This window comes from uncultured Desulfovibrio sp., assembly GCF_944324505.1.
Taxonomy (GTDB): domain Bacteria; phylum Desulfobacterota; class Desulfovibrionia; order Desulfovibrionales; family Desulfovibrionaceae; genus Desulfovibrio.
In genome coordinates this window covers 71,420-88,077 of the sequence record NZ_CALUWO010000002.1, presented here as the reverse complement: position 1 = coordinate 88,077, position 16,658 = coordinate 71,420, and the positions used below count along the sequence as shown (strand labels likewise).

The window sequence follows — 16,658 nt, the reverse complement described above, 5'->3', positions numbered from 1 at the left end:
CCCATAGGGACAGAACCTTTCACCAGTGGATATGACATGAATTGGGACTGGGATAAACTTCAGGAAAAGCGCGACCGTCAGCAGCGGCAACGCCCCGTGCGGCCGGAACGTGACGATCGCGATACGTTCGACCATGACCGCAGCGACGAGGATGCGCGCACGCGGCGCCCCTCTCCGGGACCGCGGGGCGGTTCCTCCGGCCCGCATTTCAGCATGCCCCGTATGCGTCTGCCCAACGGGCTGATGCTGGGAGGGGGCGCGGCCCTGCTGGTGCTGCTCTGGCTCCTGTCCGGTATCTATATTGTGAACCCCGGCGAGGAAGGGGTGGTGCTGCGCTTCGGCAAGTACAACCGCACTGTGGGGCCCGGCCCGCATTATGCGCTGCCGTCGCCCATTGAAACCGTCTACAAGCCGCAGGTGGCCCGCATCATGCGCAGCGAGGTGGGCTATCGCTCCGCCGGAGAAAGCCGGACCTTCCAGCAGGGCCAGGTGCGCGGCATTCCTGCGGAAGCCTCCATGCTCACCGGGGACGAAAATATCGTCAATGTGCAGTTCAGCGTGCAGTACCGTATTGCTGACCCGGTGGCCTATCTCTTTAATGTGTACGAGCCGGACGCCATGGTCCGCAATGCCGCCGAGGCCGCCATGCGCGAAGTCATCGGCAACAGCCTTATCGATGCGGCCATCACCGACGGCAAGCTCCAGATACAGGCCGAGGCCACCCAGCTGCTGCAAACCATTCTTGACCGCTATGGCGCGGGCATTGATGTCATTGCCGTGCAGTTGCAGGACGTGCATCCGCCGGATGAGGTGCGGGATGCCTTCAAGGATGTGGCCAGCGCCCGCGAAGACAAGAGCCGCATCATCAACGAGGCCGAAGCCTACCGCAACGAACTGCTGCCCCGTGCCCGGGGTGAGGCGGCGGCCCTGCGCAACGAGGCCGAGGCCTACCGCGCCATGCGCGTGCAGAATGCCGAAGGGGCGGCTGCTCGCTTTGCGGCCGTGAGCGAGGAATACGCCAAGGCGCCCAGGGTGACCGGCCAGCGTCTCTACTATGAGGCGGTGGAAGACATTCTCAAGAATGCCGGTGACAAGGTGGTGCTGGACGGAAAAATCCCCGAAAAGGTTCTGCCCTACCTGCCGCTGCCGGGCCTCAAGGGCGCGCAGCCGGCTACAGGCGGGACGGAGAAGAAGTGATGCTGAAAAATCCTCTTACCTATGCCGTCATCCTGCTGGTGGGCGCCGTGCTGGTGATGCAGTGCTGCTTTACCGTGAATCAGACGGAAAAGGCCATTGTGTTGCAGCTGGGCGATCCCCTGCAGGAAGTCTATGGACCGGGGCTGCACTTCAAGCTGCCCTTCATCCAGAAGGTGCTCCTGTTCGACGCCCGCGTTCTGGACTACAATGCTTCCTCGCGCGAGGCCTATACCGTGGACAAGAAAACCATCGTGCTGGACAACTTTGCGCGCTGGCGCATCAGTGATCCCCTGCAGTTCTACCGTACCATGCGCACCATTCAGGGGGCACAGGCCCGTCTGGACGATGTGGTCTATTCCCAGCTGCGGGCGCTGGTGGGGGCCTATACCCTCACGCAGGTGGTCTCGTCGGACAGGGCCACCATCATGGAACGGGTAACGCAGAAGGCGTCCGAACTCATGAAGCCCTATGGCGTGGAGGTCCTGGATGTACGCATCAAGCGGGCCGACCTGCCGGCGGACAACCAGCGGGCCATCTTTGACCGCATGCGGGCCGAGCGCGAACGCCAGGCCAAGCAGTACCGCTCCGAGGGCGAGGAAGAGTCCACGCGCATCCGGTCCGATGCCGACCGGCAGAAGGCCATCATTCTGGCCGAAGCCGCCCGCGATGCCCAGGTGGTGCGCGGCGAGGGGGATGCGCGCGCCGCATCCATCTTTGCCAGTGCCTACAGCAAGGCACCCGAGTTCTACTCCTTCCAGCGCTGGCTTGAAACGCTGCGCAAGGGATTGAAGGAAAACAGTACCATGGTGCTGAGCAACGAGGTGCCCATGCTCAATATGCAGCGCTGATGCGCCGCGGTGTCAATGGAGGGTATAATGCCTGCCTTTGCTGAAATATATGAACGTATCAAGATGGCCACCAACTGCCGGACGCAGATGGAACTGGCCACGGTTCTGGACATTCGCCAGTCCAGCATTTCCGATGCCAAGCGCCGGGATACCGTGCCCGGTGACTGGTACATGAAACTCTTTGAACGCCAGGGCCTCAACCCCGACTGGCTCAAGCAGGGTATCGGTCCCATGTATCTGCGTACCGACAAAGGCTATGTGCCCAGCGAGACGCCCGGTCTGGCGGAAAATCCGGCCTATTACGGCGACCCTCAGTCGCGCAGCATCATCTGCCCGGTCTACGGCATGGCCTGCACCTACAGTGACGGCAGGCCGCGGCCCGAGCTGGAAGCCCGGGGTCGCCTGGCGGTGCCCGGCTCCCTGCACCGCGAGGATTTGCAGGTATTCTGCATGCAGGGGGACAATATGGCCCCCCAGCTCCGGGATGGAGCGCATTTCGGGGTGGCCACCGGTGATGTGAATGTGGTGTCCGGGCGCGTGTATGCCCTGTTTGCTCCCCATGAGGGCGTTATCGTGCGCCGCGTTTTTCTGGACGGTGATCAGGAGAGCTATGTGCTGCGCTCCGATGCCGACCATTACCCCGAAACCCGGCTTACGCCCTCGCAGCTTGGCAAACGCCTGCTGGGGCGCGTGATCTGGACCATGCAGGAGTTGTGATGAGACCACTGGTCAGGCATGTGCTGCCGGTACTGCTGATGCTGGGCTGCCTGGTGCTTGCAGCCTGCGGAAGCAGCAAGTCCGTCGACGATGATGTGGTGCCCATCGGCACGCCCGTTCTCGAAGCCCCGGAAACGGATCAGGACCGGGATTCGGGTCTGGAGGAAAAGAAACTTTCCCTGCATCAGGTGGCCCCTTCGGGGGCCACCCCCGTTTCCGGCACCGTCATCATGCCTGCTGCCGCGTCAGTATCGCGCCCTGCGGCTTCCCCGGCCCCTGCGACAGCGTCGCCGCAGCCGGCCGCCGTGTGGCAGCCCCTGTTGCGGCGTCTGGCGGCCGACGGGCTTGCCGGGCCGGAGGTAACGGCCCTGTTTGCCGAGCTGCCTGCCGTGCCCACCCAGTCGCCCATGGGCCGCAAGATCAAGGAACTGTACCGGAAGCGCTTTTTCCCCGCGCCGCCGCGTCCGGCCGGGACGCCGCCGCAGTACTACAAGGGCGTGGTCACCGAGGCCAATGCCCGCAGCTGTGCGGCCTTTGTGCGTGAGCATGCGGCGGCCTTCACCGCGGCGGAGCAGCGCTACGGCGTTCCGCCCAGCGTGGCCGTGGCTCTGCTGTTTGTGGAAACACGCCTGGGCCGGGTTCTGGGCGATGTGGAGGAAAATGCCTTCTACACCCTGGCCAGCATGGCCGTCAGCCGCACTCCGCAATCCATCAGCAGCTGGCTGCCGCAGCTGGAGGGCTACCAGCAGCACCTGGACTGGTTTGCCGCCACCATGCCCCGGCGGGCCGACTGGGCCTACCGGGAGACGCGCGCCCTGGTGGAACACATGCTGCGGGACAGGGTTCCGGCCGAGCATCTGCCCGGCTCCATCTACGGGGCCGTGGGGCTGTGCCAGTTCATGCCGTCCAATATTGCCACCTACGGGGCGGACGGCGACGGGGACGGGCGGGTGGATCTGTTCACCATTCCCGATGCCGTGGCCAGTCTGTCATCCTATCTGCACAAGCATGGCTGGCGGGCCGGCCTGAGCCGCGACAGGCAGCATGCCCTGCTCATGCGCTACAATCATTCCACCACCTATGCCAATACCATTCTGGCCCTGAGCGATCTGGTGCAGGCGCAGCTGTAGCCCGCTGCTTCCCTGCCGGGATAACGGCCGGGCCAGCGGCCAGGGCAGCGGCCGGGGCGGCCGCGCAGGGCAGGGCGCATCCCCCCGTGTGCCCGGTTCCGTTCTTGCCAAGGACCGTGCCCGGTGGCATACTGCCGCCATGTCCATTCTTATGCCGCCCGGAACGGACGGGCCCCTTTTCCGGCACGCCTTTTCCGCTCTGCCGGAACCGACGCTGATTCCCTCCCAGCCTGTGCGTCCCGCACCGGATGACGCCGCATGTCATGCCCTGTGGGACAAATACGACATGCTTCCCAATATCCGCCGCCATTCGCAGGTGGTGGCCCACATTGCCACAGAGCTGGCCCGGCGTGCGCGCCTGGCCGGCTTTGACGTGGATGTGCCCACGGTACGGGCCAGCGCCCTGCTGCATGACATTGCCAAGACCTACAGCATCCGCCACGGGGCGGGCCATGCCCACCTTGGCGCCAGCTGGGTGGTGGCCGAAACACGCAACTATGCCGTGGCGCAGGGAGTGATGCTGCATGTGCACTGGCCGTGGGCCGTGCCGGTGAATGATGCCCGGCGCATGTGCAGCCTGCCGTTTTTCATCATCTATGCCGACAAGCGCACCAAGCATGACCAGTGCGTGACGCTGGACGAGCGCTTTTCCGACCTGCTGGATCGCTACGGGCGGACAGAAGCTGCCCGCACGGGAGTGCGCTCATCCTACGAGCAGGGCAAAACCATCGAACGCGCCCTTGAGGCGCATCTGGGGTGTTCCTTACATGAAGATACTTTTGATTGCGGGCGGCTGGTCTTCGGAGCGTGATATTTCGCTTCTTGGTGCGCGCGGCATCCAGAAGGCCCTGACGGAGCGCGGACACAGCGTCACCTTCTTTGATCTGCTGGAAGGCTTTGACCGTTTGCTGGCCACGGCCGTGGGGCATGATTTTGCCTTTATCAATCTGCATGGCGCTCCCGGCGAGGACGGCCTGGTGCAGGCCCTGCTGGAGCGTGTGGGCTGTCCCTATCAGGGGTCCGGCCCGGCCGGCTCCTTTCTGGCCCTGAACAAGGCGGCCGCCAAGCAGGTATTCCGTCAGGCGGGGCTGCCCACGGCGGACTGGTGCCTGCTGGTGCGCCGGCCCGATCCCGCATGGGAACCGCCCTTTGGCTGGCCGGTCTTTGTCAAGAGCAATACGGGCGGTTCCTCCCTGCGCCTGGGCCGGGCTGCCAGCCGGGCAGAGCTGGATGCCGTGCTGGAAGACATTCTGGCCACGGGGGACTGTGCCATTGTGGAGCCGCGTCTGGCCGGGCGCGACGTGACCTGCGGGGTCCTGGGGCAGGAGGCCCTGGCGCCCATCCTCATCCTGCCCGAGGCCGGCGACTTTTTTGACTATACCAGCAAGTATGCCAATGGCGGCGCCCGTGAACTCTGCCCCGCGCCCCTTGATGCGGCAACAAGCGCGGAGGTGCAGCGCCTGGCCCTGGCCGCGCATCGTGCCCTGGGGCTGGAGGGCTACAGCCGTGCGGACTTCATTCTGGGGGATGACGGCAGCCTGAACCTGCTGGAGGTCAATACTCTGCCGGGCATGACACCCAACAGTCTGGTGCCCAAGGAAGCCGCTGTTCTGGGCATGTCCTTTGCCGACCTGCTGGAACGTCTCATTGACCTGGGCATGCAGCGCTACGGCCGGTAGACTTCTTTCTGTGAGCAGAGGCCCGCAGGGAAAAACTGCGGGCCTTTTTTTTCGGGAGATATGCCCTATGAACAGGACGCATCTGGTGGCCCATCTGGTGGCGGGCATGACCATCCTTGTCTGGGGGGCAACCTTTGTCTCCACCAAGGTGCTGCTGGAGGCCTTCAGCCCGGTGGAGATTCTCTTTCTGCGCTTTTCCCTGGGCGCCCTGGCCCTGGCCATTGCCAGCCCGCACCGCCTGCACGTGCGGAGCTGGCGGGAAGAGGGGCTGTTCATGCTGGCCGGCTTGTGCGGCGTGACCCTGTATTTTCTCTGCGAAAATGTGGCCCTGACCCATACGCTGGCAGCCAATGCCGCCGTGCTGGTTTCCACCGCGCCCTTTCTCACGGCGCTGCTGGCGCGTTTTCTGCTGGGGGAGAGTCTGCGCTCCAGTTTCTTTGTGGGTTTTGTCTGTGCCCTGGGCGGGGTCATCTGCATCAGCATCAACAGCGGCGCCGTGCTGCGCCTCAACCCGCTGGGGGACTTTCTGGCCTTTCTGGCCGCGCTGACCTGGGCGCTCTATTCCATCTTCACCCGCAAGATCGGCCAGTGCGGCTACAATATGGTGCAGGCCACCTGCCGCATTTTCTGCTGGGGGCTGCTGTTCATGCTGCCCGTGCTGCCGCTGGCGCAGGTGCGCCTTACTGATGTGCAGCGCTTTGCCGACCCTGTCATGCTGGGCAATCTGCTCTTTCTTGGCCTGGGGGCGTCGGCCCTGTGCTTTGCCACCTGGAATTTTTCCATCAAGATACTGGGCGCCGTGAAGACCAGCGTCTATATCTACATGGTGCCGGTGGTGGCGGTGATTACCTCCATGCTCATTCTGCACGAGCCCTTTACCTGGCTGGCAGCGCTGGGCATGTTCCTCATTCTGCTGGGACTGGGCATTTCCGAAAGCCGCTTTTCCCTGAGGCGGCACTGAGTGCCAGGGAGTGTCAGGGTCGCCTCTGCCCCGCGGCCCGGAGCGGTCCCGCCGCGCATGTGGCCGCGCGGGACAGGACGGGGACACGAGACAGGGCGCACAGGGCAGGGCGGCATGCGCGGTCCCTGCTGCGTATAACAACGGCGCACGAAGCCATGTGGTTTCGTGCGCCGTGTTTTTTCAGGAACAGGCTGCGGGAGGGGCCGGGTCTCAGCCCTGAACGGGGAAGTCCTCCCAGGCATAGGGAATGCGCGGGTCGCCCAGGGGCAGCCTTTCGCCCTCCTGGGGATCATGGGGAATGTCGGCGCCATTGCAGAGCAGGGCCGGGGAATGGCCCATGGCGGCAAAGGCATACCAGACGCCCACGGGCACGCGCAGCAGGGCATAGGCATCGGGGCGGCCCAGTTCCAGGGCCACCAGCGCGCCCCGGGTGGGCGAAGCCTGCCTTTCGTCATAGAGCACAAGGCGCATGCGTCCGGACGGCACGGCAAAAAGCTGCGTCTGGCGGCTGTGGCGTTTCCAGCCCTTGATGTGCCCCGGCTGCACTTCGGAGAAGTAGAGTTCTCCCAGTTCCAGCGGGCCGCTGGCTGCCGGCGCCGGGCAGGGCTGGCCGGGACGCAGAGGAGCGTCGGGCCGCAGCATGTGCAGCACCGGGCCGCCCTCTGTGGGAATGAGCCGCAGGGGCTGTAGCCAGGCGCCGTCAATGCCCGTGCCCTGAGCCTCTACCGGCAGGGCAGGCGCGGTATGGGCCGTTACACAGCGGGGAAGCATGGTATACCTCCTAGCAGACCCAGAGCTGGTTGCGCTGTTCGGCCGCGTTGACGTAGGCCGCTATCTGCCCCAGGCTGAAATCCAGCAGCGAAGCGCCGTTCTTGCCGCCGTCGCCGCGGTAATAGCGGTGATACCACTGGGCCGTGAAGCGGATGGTTTCCTCAAAGGTGAGGGTGGCTTTCCAGCCCAGATGGGCCAGGGCCTTGTCACAGCAGAGCTTGAGCAGGGTGCATTCCTTCACGCTGGCCTGGGCGGCGGGGTCCGACTGGCTGCGGAAGCCCGGCCAGTGCGTGCCCAGGGCTGCCACCACTTCGGCCACGGTATTGTTCACATCCGCCGCAGGCCCGAAGTTGTAGGCTTCGCCGCGCACGCTGAAGGGGCCGCTGCGGGCACCCAGCAGGTGCGCGCCCAGCCACAGATAGCCGGAGAGCGGTTCCAGCACCAGCTGCCACGGGCGAGTGGCCCAGGGGCTGCGAATCTGCACGGCGCGGTCTTCGGCCCAGGCCCGGGCGCAGTCCGGCACAATGCGGTCCAGTGCCCAGTCGCCGCCGCCGATGACATTGCCGGCCCGGGTGGTGGCGCAGGCCGGGCCGTCCTTGCCGAAAAAGCTCTGGAAATAGGAATGGGCCACAATTTCCGCGCAGCCCTTGGACGCCGAATAGGGATCGGCCCCGCCCAGGTGGTCGGTTTCGCGGTAGCCCCAGACCCATTCGTCGTTGCGGTAGCACTTGTCCGAGGTGATGAAGACGGCGGCCTGGACCTGCGGGCACTGCCGCAGGGCTTCCAGCACGTTGAGCGTGCCCAGCATATTGGTTTCAAAGGTCAGGGCCGGCTTGTCATAGGACAGGCGCACCAGCGGCTGGGCTGCCAGATGAAAGACAACATCGGGTTTGAAGGTGGTGATGGCGCGGACCACGGCATCCCGGTCGCGGATGTCGCCGCGCAGGTCGGTGATGTGCTGGTCAAGGCGGATGGCGTCAAAATGCGAGGGCGTGGTGGGAACCGTGTCGGCAAAGCCCGCCACCTCGGCGCCCAGCTGGAGCAGCCACGCAGCAAGCCACGATCCCTTGAATCCGGTGTGGCCGGTGATGAGAACACGGCGGCCCTTGTAGCAGTTGGCAAACATGAAGGTCCTTTGCGTGAAACGCGGAAAGGGCCGTCCGTTCCCGCCTGGGGCAGGGGACGGACGGGCCGGAAGGGCAGGGTCGCGCGGCTACAGCCAGAAGGCCTTGCCGCTGTCCCAGAGTTCGTTGAGCTTGATGGAGTCGCGCAGGGTATCCATGCACTGCCACTGGCCGGGGTGCGGATACATGGAGAGCTGCCCCTCGGCAGCCAGGCGCTGCAACGGTTCCTTTTCCAGATCGCAGGACTCGTCTTCGCTCAGATAGTCCAGAAACTCCCGCTTGAAGACAAAGAAGCCGCAGTTGATGTATTCGTTGAGCACGGGCTTTTCTTCCCAGGACAGGATTTTGCCGCTGGCGTCGGTGCGCACCGTGCCGAAACGCGAGGGCATGCGCACGCCGGTAAAGGTGCCGATGGTACCCGACTGCTTGTGAAATTCCACCAGCTTGTTCAGGTCGATATCGGCCACGCCGTCGCCATAGGTCACCATGAAGCGGTCCGTGTCAATGTGCCGGGCCACGCGCTTGAGGCGGGCGCCCTTGAGCGTTTCCTGTCCGGTGTCGCACAGGGTCACGCGCCAGTCCACGATTTCCGTGGGATGGGCCGTGATGTCGCCGTTTTTCAGATTGACCGTGAAGTCCGTGTTGCGGATATTGTAGTCGTGAAAATACTGCTTGATGACTTCACCCTTGTAGCCGAGCGGCAGGATGAAGTCCTTGTAGCCGAAACGGGCGTAGATGGACATGATGTGCCAGAGCACGGGCCGGCCGCCGATCTCCACCATGGGTTTGGGCTTGACGGCTGTTTCTTCGCGCAGGCGCGTGCCTTTGCCACCGCACATAATGATGACTTTCATTGTGCCTCCGTTGTGTGCCGCCGTGAACCGCAAAAGGCGGGGTGGCGGCATGCCCCTCTTGTAGCAGAGAGCGTTGCGGAAAAAAAGGCCCTGCCGTCCCCTCCGGCGACGGACTTTGCAAACGGACGGGCCTGTGCTAGCGTTGCGCCAATCTTTTTGTCAAGGAGCGTCCTATGCGTTTGCCTCGTCGTCCTGTGGCCCTGCTTGTCATGGGCCTGTGTTGTCTTTCGCTGCTGGCCTGCATGACCAGCGGCCCCCAGAAGACCCTCAATGCCATGGCGGATGCCCTGGGCAAGAATGACAGTGCCGCCTTTCTGGCCCTCATGGATACGCGCCAGTATGCCGCCAACCAGTTCAACAACATGAAGCAGGAAAATCGCGGCCTGGACATGCTGGACTCTCTGAGCCGTGATCTCGGCCTGGGTGGGGTGGACAACCTGTTGGGAGACATTATCAATATGGAAGACCGCCTGTGCACGGCCTTCCGCCGCGGGGTGAGCACGGGCGAAATGATGGCCCAGTGCCGCACGGCCACCACCCCGGATTGTCCGTGGGTGCCCGAATCCCTGCGCAAGGCCCGCATCGTCGAGCTGGGGGCTGATGCTGCCGTGGCCTCGGTGACCACGCCTGCCGGCATGACCTCGTGGCTGGCCCTGCAGAAGCGCGGCGAGCAGTGGAAGGTGGTGGGGCGCGCCATCATGGAAGAAGAAGCGCGGCGCTATGCCCAGGCCCCGGCTGCGGCGCCGGCGGCTCCTGCTGCCCCCGCGGCTCCGGCGGATCCCGCTCCGGCGGAGGCGGGCAAGCCTGTCAATCTCTAGGTCCGGCGAGGTGCCGGGCCGCTGCGTTCAGCCGGCCCCTGCCGTGTGCCAAAGGAGTTTCCATGCAGTCCCTGACAGATATCCTGAGCGACATGCTCACGAAGAACGAAGCGGATTTTGCGCTTATTCACCATAACAGACCGCTCATTTCCCGAAGTGATGCGGCGCAGTGCTTTGACCTCATCAAGGCCGCACCGGTCTTTATCCTGGAAGCGGATGGCGAGCTGGTGGCGCTGGTGACCAGTGCTGCCAGGGGGCGCATTGACCTCAAGGCCCTGCGGGATGCGCTGGGCTATGCCAGCCTGCGCCCTGCGGATGCCGAAACCGTCCTGCTGCGTGCCGGCTGTGCGCCGGGACGGGTGCCCCTGCTGGGGCACGGCCTGCCCGTGATCTTTGACGAGGTGCTGTTGCGCCACGACTATGTCTACGGCAAGACCGGTGACGTGCTCTGCACGCTCAAGATCAAGCCCCTTGACCTCATGCGGCTGAGTGCCGTGGTCAAGCGCTGGCCCGATCCCCAGGGAACGCCGGCCGGGCGTCTGGCCGAAGCCACCTTTGGCCGGCCGGAGGCGAACAAGCCTGCCTAGATATCCGGCCTTGCCGCCCGGATGTCCCGTCTGGATGCCGCCCGGCCTGGCCGGAAGGCGCGCCGGGCTGATGCCGGACCGTCAACCGGCCTGGGCTGTGCCCTGGCAGTGATGGCCGGGGTGGCGCAGACCGTGGGCTGCCGGATTTCCGGCGTAGCGCCCCTGTGCCGGTCCACAAGAAAAAGGAACGAGGACAGCAACAGAAAAGGGAGAATCCCGACGGGGTTCTCCCTTTTTGCATAAGCTCGTGCATGTTATGGACAGCCTGGTTCAGGGGGGCCGTTTTTTCCCAGGCCGTGGCTGACGATGCCCCGGCGCTTCTGCTGGCCATGATCCGCACGGGCACGTGCATTAACGCCGCTGCCGCAAGCCGGGACCGGAGCACGATCAGGCGCGCGGACCTGTACGGCACGACCCTGGGCAGCAGGCAGCATTTCGGGCAGCATCGGGCAGCATCAGTCCGGGCGCCGGCAGCAGGATTGCGGCCAGGCGGGCGCGAGCCGCAGAGATGTGGCGTGGGCGGCGGGGGGCGGCGTGCCGGCCGGGCCTACTGGAGCAGCGCCGGGGCGTTGGGTACCGGCAGAGCGTCGGGCGCAACGGGCATGAGGTGAATTTCCAGCTCCCGCAGCAGGGTTTTCAGGCCGCTGCCGGTTTTGGCCGAAACGGGCAGTGCCGTGGGAAAGGCATCCAGCAGGTCCGCCCGCACGGGCGCGGGCAGGGCGTCCCACTTGTTGAGCACCAGCAGGCGCGGTACGTGGTGCAGGCCCAGTTCTTCCAGAATGGTCTCCACGGCGCTCAGCTGCTGGAGCAGGTCGGGATGGGAGGCATCGGCCACGTGTAGCAGGAGGTCGGCGGCTTCCAGCTCTTCCAGGGTGGCCCGGAAGGCATCCATGAGTTCTCGGGGCAGATTGCGGATGAAGCCCACGGTATCGGCCAGAATGATTTCCCGCTCGGCAGGAAAGCGCAGGCGCCGGGTGGTGGGGTCCAGCGTGGCAAAGAGCTTGTTTTCGGCCAGGACCGTTGAGCGGGTAAGGCTGTTGAGCAGGGTGGACTTGCCCGCATTGGTGTAGCCCACCAGGGCGGCCAGGGGAATGCCCCGGCGGGAGCGGTGCTCGCGGGTGAAGGCCCGCTGGCGGCGCAGCTGTTCCAGTTCCCTGTGGATGCGGGCCATGCGCTCGCGGCTGCGGCGGCGGTCTGTTTCCAGCTTGGTTTCGCCGGGGCCGCGTCCGCCGATGCCGCCCATGAGCCGGTCCATGGCGCGATTCCTGCCGGTGAGCCGGGGCAGGGTATAGCGCAGCTGGGCCAGCTCCACCTGGAGTTTGCCGGCCCGGGTCACGGCGTGCTGGGCAAAGATATCAAGGATGAGCTGGGTACGGTCCAGCACCTTGCGTTCCGTGATGTCCGCCAGATTGTGCAGCTGGGCCGGCGCCAGTTCGCCGTCAAAGATCAGGGTGTCGGCATTGCCCTGCAGGGCCAGCACTTCCAGTTCCGCCATCTTGCCTTTGCCCAGGATGAACTTGGGATTGACCTGGGCCACCCGTTGCACCATGCGTCCGGCCACATCCAGGCCGGCAGTGCGGGCCAGTTCGGCCAGTTCATCCAGATGCTGCTCCTGGGTGAGGCGCGGCAGCGAGGCCACGGAAACCAGAACGGCCCGTGGTCTGCCCGCGGTCTGAAGGGTGCTGTCTCCCTGACGGGCCAGCTCGTTTTCCAGGGCTTCGGCTGTGGCCGCAAAGTGGGCTGCTGTCTGATCCCAGGGACGGGGCGGATCCAGGCGGTAGGGCGCCCGTGTGCCACCACTGCCGGACAGGGCAGGCGCGGCGGGCAGCAGGCTGGCGGACTGCCACTGCACCGGGTCGCCGGCGGGATTGACCGTCAGGGCGATGACCGCATCCAGACGCAGGAAGAGCATGTCCATGAGGTCTTCCTGGCTGAGCAGGTCCGGTGTGAGGTGGGTATGCAGCAGACGCAGGCCGCGCAGACGTTCGGCACCGGCGCGGGCGCGCGGCAGCTCCGGAATGAGGATGCTGCCCGCTTCGCCCACGATCACCATGTCCACGCGGCCACGCCTGTCAATGAGCAGGCCAAGCTGCCGCCCGATGGCCCGCGACAGCAGCGCCATTTCCCGCGCCTGCTCGATGCTGTAGACCTCCGTAAGGGGAAAACGGCGATGCTGCAGGCGTTCGAGGGCGCGCGTCTGACTGGCCTTCAGGCCCTGGAGGTTGCCTTCGATTCTGGAAATGGCTAGGCCCCCGGACGCAGATAGGAGCTGATGAGGGCGTCATAGCGCGAGGTGGCCTCAAAGGCGCGCGACGCGAGCATCTGACGGAATTCCAGCCCCACCTGCATATTGTTGGCTTCCAGCTCTTCCTGTGCCCGGGCGTACCACTGGGGGCCGGGCAGCACAAGAATGCTGTGGAAGTTCTTGGCCGCCGCGCGGATCATGCAGGGGCCGCCGATGTCGATTTCCTCCACGGCCTGTTCCAGCGAGAGCTTGCGCTCCACGGCGCCGGCAAAGTCATAGAGATTGACACAGATGAGATCAAAGGGCCGGATACCCTTTTCGGCCAGCGTGGCCATGTGCTGGGGGTCATCCTTGTTGGCCAGGATGCCCGCATGAATCTTGGGGTGCAGGGTCTTGACCCGGCCGCCCAGGATTTCCGGAAAGCCCGTGACGGTGCTCACGGCCGTCACCGGCAGGCCGGCGGCTTCCAGAGCCTTCTGCGTGCCGCCGGTGGAGACCAGTTCCACCCCGTGGGAGGTCAGAAAGCGGGCAAATTCCACCAGGCCGCTCTTGTCGGTCACGCTCAGGATGGCCCGACGAATGGGAAGCATATCCATAATGATCCTCTCCTGATCAAGAAAAATACCGCAGCCCCACCTTGCCAGAAAGCGTGACGCCTTGCAATCGCCGGAAAAGGCCGGGGCACGGCCCTTGCCTGCCTGTACGGCACAGGCTATAAGCGCGGTGGGAGAACAGCATGACCATCAAACTTGTATCGTGGAATGTCAACGGCCTGCGGGCCGTATCCGCCAAGGAGGACTGGCGCTGGTTTACGGAGAGTGACGCCCAGGTGGTGGCCCTGCAGGAAACCAAGGCCAGCCCTGACCAGCTGCCCCCCAGTCTGCGGGAACCCCAGGGCTGGCACGGCCACTGGGCATCCAGCGTGGTCAGGAAGGGCTATTCCGGGGTGGCGGTTTTCAGCCGCATGCCGGCGCTGTCTGTCCGGGCAGAGCTGCCTGATCCTGCCTGGCAGGGGGAAGGCCGCCTGCTGCACCTGGAATTTGAAAAATTTCATTTTTTCAACGGATACTTTCCCAATGGCGGCGCCGAGGAACTGGATGCCCAGGGACGGCCCACGGGACGCTTTGTGCGCGTTCCCTACAAGATGGGCTTTTTTGACGCCTTTGTGCGCTATGCCCAGCTCTGCCGCAAGACCAAGCCCGTGGTGGTCTGCGGCGATTTCAATATTGCGCATCGGCCCATTGACCTGGCCCGCCCCCGCCAGAACGAGAAAAACACCGGCTTTCTGCCCGAAGAGCGCGCCTTTCTGGACAGCTTCACGGCGCTGGGCTATGTGGACACCTTCCGCCATGTGCACGGCGAGGAAAAGGACCGCTATTCGTGGTGGTCCTACAAGACCCGTGCCCGTGCCCGGAACATCGGCTGGCGCATCGACTACTTTTTTGTGTCCGAGGAATTGACGCCGGCCATCCGCGATGCCTGGATCGAGGATCAGGTCTACGGGTCGGATCATTGCCCCGTGGGGCTGGAGCTGGACATCTGACGTATCTGTCCGGTCCGCGGCACGGCGGAGACCCCCAAAAAAAGAAAAATCGGCCTGTTCCCGGAGGAAGGCCGATTTTTTTTGTTGCGCGCGGACGCGCGACAGGCAGCGCCGCTAGACGCCCTGCTGGGCCAGTTCGTCCAGGAAGCCCTGCGGCACGTCAAAGCCGAGTTTGACGGCCTCGTTGACGGCCTCGCGGGCGTCGGCATACTTGCCCTGTTCAAAGCGGGCCAGGGCCAGATTGTTCCAGGCCGGGGCAAAGGCGGGTTCCTTGGTGATGATTTCCGTGCAGAGCTTTTCGCAGGCTTCCCAGTTCTGCTTCATGTAATAGGCAGTGGCCAGGGCATTCTTGGCCTGGAGGAAGTCGGGGTCCCACTTGAGGGCCTTGTTCAGGGCGGTGATGGCCTTGTCGGGTTCGCCGCGCTGCAGGTGCACAAAGGCGATATTGCTCCACGGCACGGGGAACTTGGCACGGCAGTTGGCGGCTTCCTCGTTATAGCGCAGGCAGCCTTCCAGATCGCCGCGTTCCAGGCAGATGCCGCCCAGCTGCACATAGGCTTCGGCCAGGTGGGGCGAATTGCGCACCGCATCCAGGAAGGACGCCTCGGCGCCCATGAAGTCGCGCTTGCTCAGCAGGGCCAGTCCCAGATTGTAGTGATGGTTGGCGCACTGCTCGTTGGCTTCGATTTCGGCCTTGAGATCGGCAATGTATTCGTCGATGTCGTCGTAGCTTTTTTTCATAGAAGGTGGCCCTCTTTTTTCAGGAGATCACGGTACCAGAGGCAGAAATCCATGATGCCCAGGTACTTTTCGTCGCGGTTGACCACGCCCAGGGCGCATTCCAGCGCACCGCGGGCATAGTCGTTGCTGTAATGGCCTTTCTTGTCCGCCTCGTGCAGAAACTCGCGCACGAGCTGCTGCGTGGTGCGCTTGCTCACGTCCATGCGCAGGTCCAGGGGATCGTTGGGCTTCTGGAAGGGGTCCCAGTTGTCATAGCCGATGCGGTCCACGAACTTGCGGCGGCGCGGGTTCATCTTTTCGTAGATTTCGCGCTTCTGCCGTTCCTCGTCCGCCGTGAGCTTCTGGGGGGTCCCGTCACGAAAGACCGTGGCCGGGATGGAACCAAGGATGGACGGCATGACTAGTCCTCGCGCTTGGCCGGGCCGATGCCCAGGTAGGTTTCGTCATAGCGGGTAAGCAGCGCCATGGACAGGGGCACGTAGACATCGTGCAGTTCCTTGAAGCGGCTCTTGACGGTGCTGGCGATGTCCCTGCTCATCTGGGTGAGCTGGTCCTGAATCTTTTCCAGCTTGACGGTGGGATAGTTCTTGCCCTTTTCAAAGGCGGCAAAGCCGCAGACATGGCCCTGTCCGCCGATGGAGGTGGGGACGCCGTAAATGCGGCAGGTGATGGGCCGTTCGGCATAGAGCAGGCAGCGGTCATCATCGCCCAGCAGGGGGCAGCGCGACTTGATGCGCGCGGCTTCGTCCATGATGTCATTGAGCTCTTTGCCTGCCTTCTCCTCGCGGAAGAGTTCACGCTTGAGCCGGGTGAGGTGACGGTCCGTTTCGGAGGCGCGTTCCAGAATGGCGGAACGCTGGCTGCCGTAGCCGAAATGCTCCTGAAAGGCCTTGTTGATATACATGGCTTCCACCAGCGGCAGGTCAAAAAGGGCATGGCAGCAGTCGCTGCAGCCTTCCTTGCAGGCAACGCACTGGGGGTACTTGTCGCGCACGGTGGCAAAGACCGCATCGGCCTGGTCACGCAGGGCCACGTAGCGGCGGAAAATGGGGGAAAGATCAGGTATCATGGCAGTTCCGGGCGTATGCGAAAATGCCGCCAGACGCACAGACGCCCGGCGGCATACAGGAGGAGCGCCGAAGCGCCCCTTGCAGACTAGTTTTCTTCAACGGTAATGGCGCTGTGCTCGCACACTTCCACGCAGGATTCGCAGCCCAGGCATTCTTCAGCGTTGGTCGGTTCGGACTTGCCGTCCTTCAGTTCGTACACTTCCACGGGGCAAACGTCCACGCATTCGCCACAGCCCACGCATTTGTCATTATCGACAGTCACATTGTAGCCCATTGTGTCCTCCAGATTAGAAACAAGTGTTTCCCAAAAGTATTCAACGGCAGCTGTGCCGCTCTGGCAATGGATAGCGTCACGCCTTTTCCCTGTCAAGGG

19 protein-coding genes are annotated in these 16,658 nt (G+C 64.1%); 10 read left to right on the top strand and 9 right to left on the bottom strand.

Annotated elements, in window-relative coordinates:
* Positions 1-36 precede the first annotated feature (36 nt).
* From hflK to Q0J57_RS02990, 7 genes are all read left to right on the top strand, one after another.
* The gene (gene hflK, locus Q0J57_RS03020) at positions 37-1,197 is read left to right on the top strand and encodes an FtsH protease activity modulator HflK (RefSeq protein WP_297216973.1); all 1,161 of its coding nucleotides are present in this window, start codon (positions 37-39) and stop codon (positions 1,195-1,197) included.
* Complete coding sequence (locus Q0J57_RS03015; RefSeq protein ID WP_297216971.1) at positions 1,197-2,045, top strand: protease modulator HflC; 849 nt, start codon at positions 1,197-1,199, stop codon at positions 2,043-2,045. Before hflK ends, Q0J57_RS03015 begins: the two co-directional genes overlap by 1 nt.
* A gap of 27 nt (positions 2,046-2,072) precedes the next feature.
* Entirely contained in the window at positions 2,073-2,762 is a 690-nt protein-coding gene (locus tag Q0J57_RS03010; RefSeq protein ID WP_297216969.1) for a helix-turn-helix domain-containing protein, read from the top strand.
* On the top strand, positions 2,762-3,892 hold the full coding sequence (locus tag Q0J57_RS03005) for a lytic murein transglycosylase (protein ID WP_297216967.1): 1,131 nt from the start codon (positions 2,762-2,764) through the stop codon (positions 3,890-3,892). The genes Q0J57_RS03010 and Q0J57_RS03005 overlap by 1 nt, the downstream gene beginning before the upstream one ends.
* Before the next feature lie 286 nt (positions 3,893-4,178).
* Entirely contained in the window at positions 4,179-4,703 is a 525-nt protein-coding gene (locus Q0J57_RS03000) for an HDIG domain-containing metalloprotein (RefSeq protein ID WP_297216965.1), read from the top strand.
* On the top strand, positions 4,660-5,571 hold the full coding sequence (locus Q0J57_RS02995; RefSeq protein ID WP_297216962.1) for a D-alanine--D-alanine ligase: 912 nt from the start codon (positions 4,660-4,662) through the stop codon (positions 5,569-5,571). The genes Q0J57_RS03000 and Q0J57_RS02995 overlap by 44 nt, the downstream gene beginning before the upstream one ends.
* Positions 5,572-5,638: 67 nt before the next feature.
* Complete coding sequence (locus Q0J57_RS02990) at positions 5,639-6,532, top strand: DMT family transporter (RefSeq protein WP_297216960.1); 894 nt, start codon at positions 5,639-5,641, stop codon at positions 6,530-6,532.
* A 210-nt stretch (positions 6,533-6,742) separates the two neighbouring features.
* Here the strand turns inward: Q0J57_RS02990 and Q0J57_RS02985 are convergent, their stop codons facing one another.
* From Q0J57_RS02985 to rfbF, 3 genes are all read right to left on the bottom strand, one after another.
* Positions 6,743-7,303, bottom strand: coding sequence for a dTDP-4-dehydrorhamnose 3,5-epimerase family protein (locus Q0J57_RS02985; protein ID WP_297216958.1), 561 nt, complete (start codon positions 7,301-7,303; stop codon positions 6,743-6,745).
* Between the two features lie 10 nt (positions 7,304-7,313).
* Complete coding sequence (rfbG, locus tag Q0J57_RS02980; protein WP_297216957.1) at positions 7,314-8,429, bottom strand: CDP-glucose 4,6-dehydratase; 1,116 nt, start codon at positions 8,427-8,429, stop codon at positions 7,314-7,316.
* An 87-nt stretch (positions 8,430-8,516) separates the two neighbouring features.
* Positions 8,517-9,281: a glucose-1-phosphate cytidylyltransferase gene (rfbF, locus tag Q0J57_RS02975; RefSeq protein WP_297216955.1), complete on the bottom strand. Its 765-nt coding sequence runs from the start codon at positions 9,279-9,281 to the stop codon at positions 8,517-8,519.
* Positions 9,282-9,454: 173 nt separating this feature from the next.
* Here rfbF and Q0J57_RS02970 point away from each other — a divergent pair, with 173 nt between their 5' ends.
* Together Q0J57_RS02970 and Q0J57_RS02965 are read left to right on the top strand one after the other, a co-directional pair.
* Positions 9,455-10,099, top strand: a complete 645-nt coding sequence (locus Q0J57_RS02970; protein ID WP_297216953.1) for a hypothetical protein — start codon at positions 9,455-9,457, stop codon at positions 10,097-10,099.
* Between the two features lie 62 nt (positions 10,100-10,161).
* Complete coding sequence (locus Q0J57_RS02965; protein ID WP_297216950.1) at positions 10,162-10,686, top strand: YbaK/EbsC family protein; 525 nt, start codon at positions 10,162-10,164, stop codon at positions 10,684-10,686.
* 547 nt (positions 10,687-11,233) lie between these two features.
* On the opposite strand, the gene hflX is transcribed toward Q0J57_RS02965, so the two are convergent.
* Positions 11,234-12,808 carry a GTPase HflX gene (gene hflX, locus Q0J57_RS02960; protein WP_297216948.1) on the bottom strand — a complete coding sequence of 525 codons (1,575 nt, stop codon included), beginning with the start codon at positions 12,806-12,808 and terminating at the stop codon, positions 11,234-11,236.
* A gap of 122 nt (positions 12,809-12,930) precedes the next feature.
* Positions 12,931-13,527, bottom strand: coding sequence for an IMP cyclohydrolase (locus Q0J57_RS02955; protein ID WP_297216946.1), 597 nt, complete (start codon positions 13,525-13,527; stop codon positions 12,931-12,933).
* 140 nt (positions 13,528-13,667) lie between these two features.
* Here Q0J57_RS02955 and Q0J57_RS02950 point away from each other — a divergent pair, with 140 nt between their 5' ends.
* Positions 13,668-14,474, top strand: a complete 807-nt coding sequence (locus tag Q0J57_RS02950; protein WP_297216944.1) for an exodeoxyribonuclease III — start codon at positions 13,668-13,670, stop codon at positions 14,472-14,474.
* Positions 14,475-14,588: 114 nt separating this feature from the next.
* On the opposite strand, the gene Q0J57_RS02945 is transcribed toward Q0J57_RS02950, so the two are convergent.
* From Q0J57_RS02945 to Q0J57_RS02930, 4 genes are all read right to left on the bottom strand, one after another.
* Complete coding sequence (locus Q0J57_RS02945; protein WP_297216941.1) at positions 14,589-15,215, bottom strand: tetratricopeptide repeat protein; 627 nt, start codon at positions 15,213-15,215, stop codon at positions 14,589-14,591.
* Complete coding sequence (locus Q0J57_RS02940; protein ID WP_297216939.1) at positions 15,212-15,613, bottom strand: hypothetical protein; 402 nt, start codon at positions 15,611-15,613, stop codon at positions 15,212-15,214. The genes Q0J57_RS02945 and Q0J57_RS02940 overlap by 4 nt, the downstream gene beginning before the upstream one ends.
* Before the next feature lie 2 nt (positions 15,614-15,615).
* Positions 15,616-16,284, bottom strand: coding sequence for a YkgJ family cysteine cluster protein (locus tag Q0J57_RS02935; RefSeq protein WP_297216937.1), 669 nt, complete (start codon positions 16,282-16,284; stop codon positions 15,616-15,618).
* Between the two features lie 86 nt (positions 16,285-16,370).
* Positions 16,371-16,559 carry a ferredoxin gene (locus Q0J57_RS02930; protein WP_297216936.1) on the bottom strand — a complete coding sequence of 63 codons (189 nt, stop codon included), beginning with the start codon at positions 16,557-16,559 and terminating at the stop codon, positions 16,371-16,373.
* Positions 16,560-16,658: the final 99 nt, after the last annotated feature.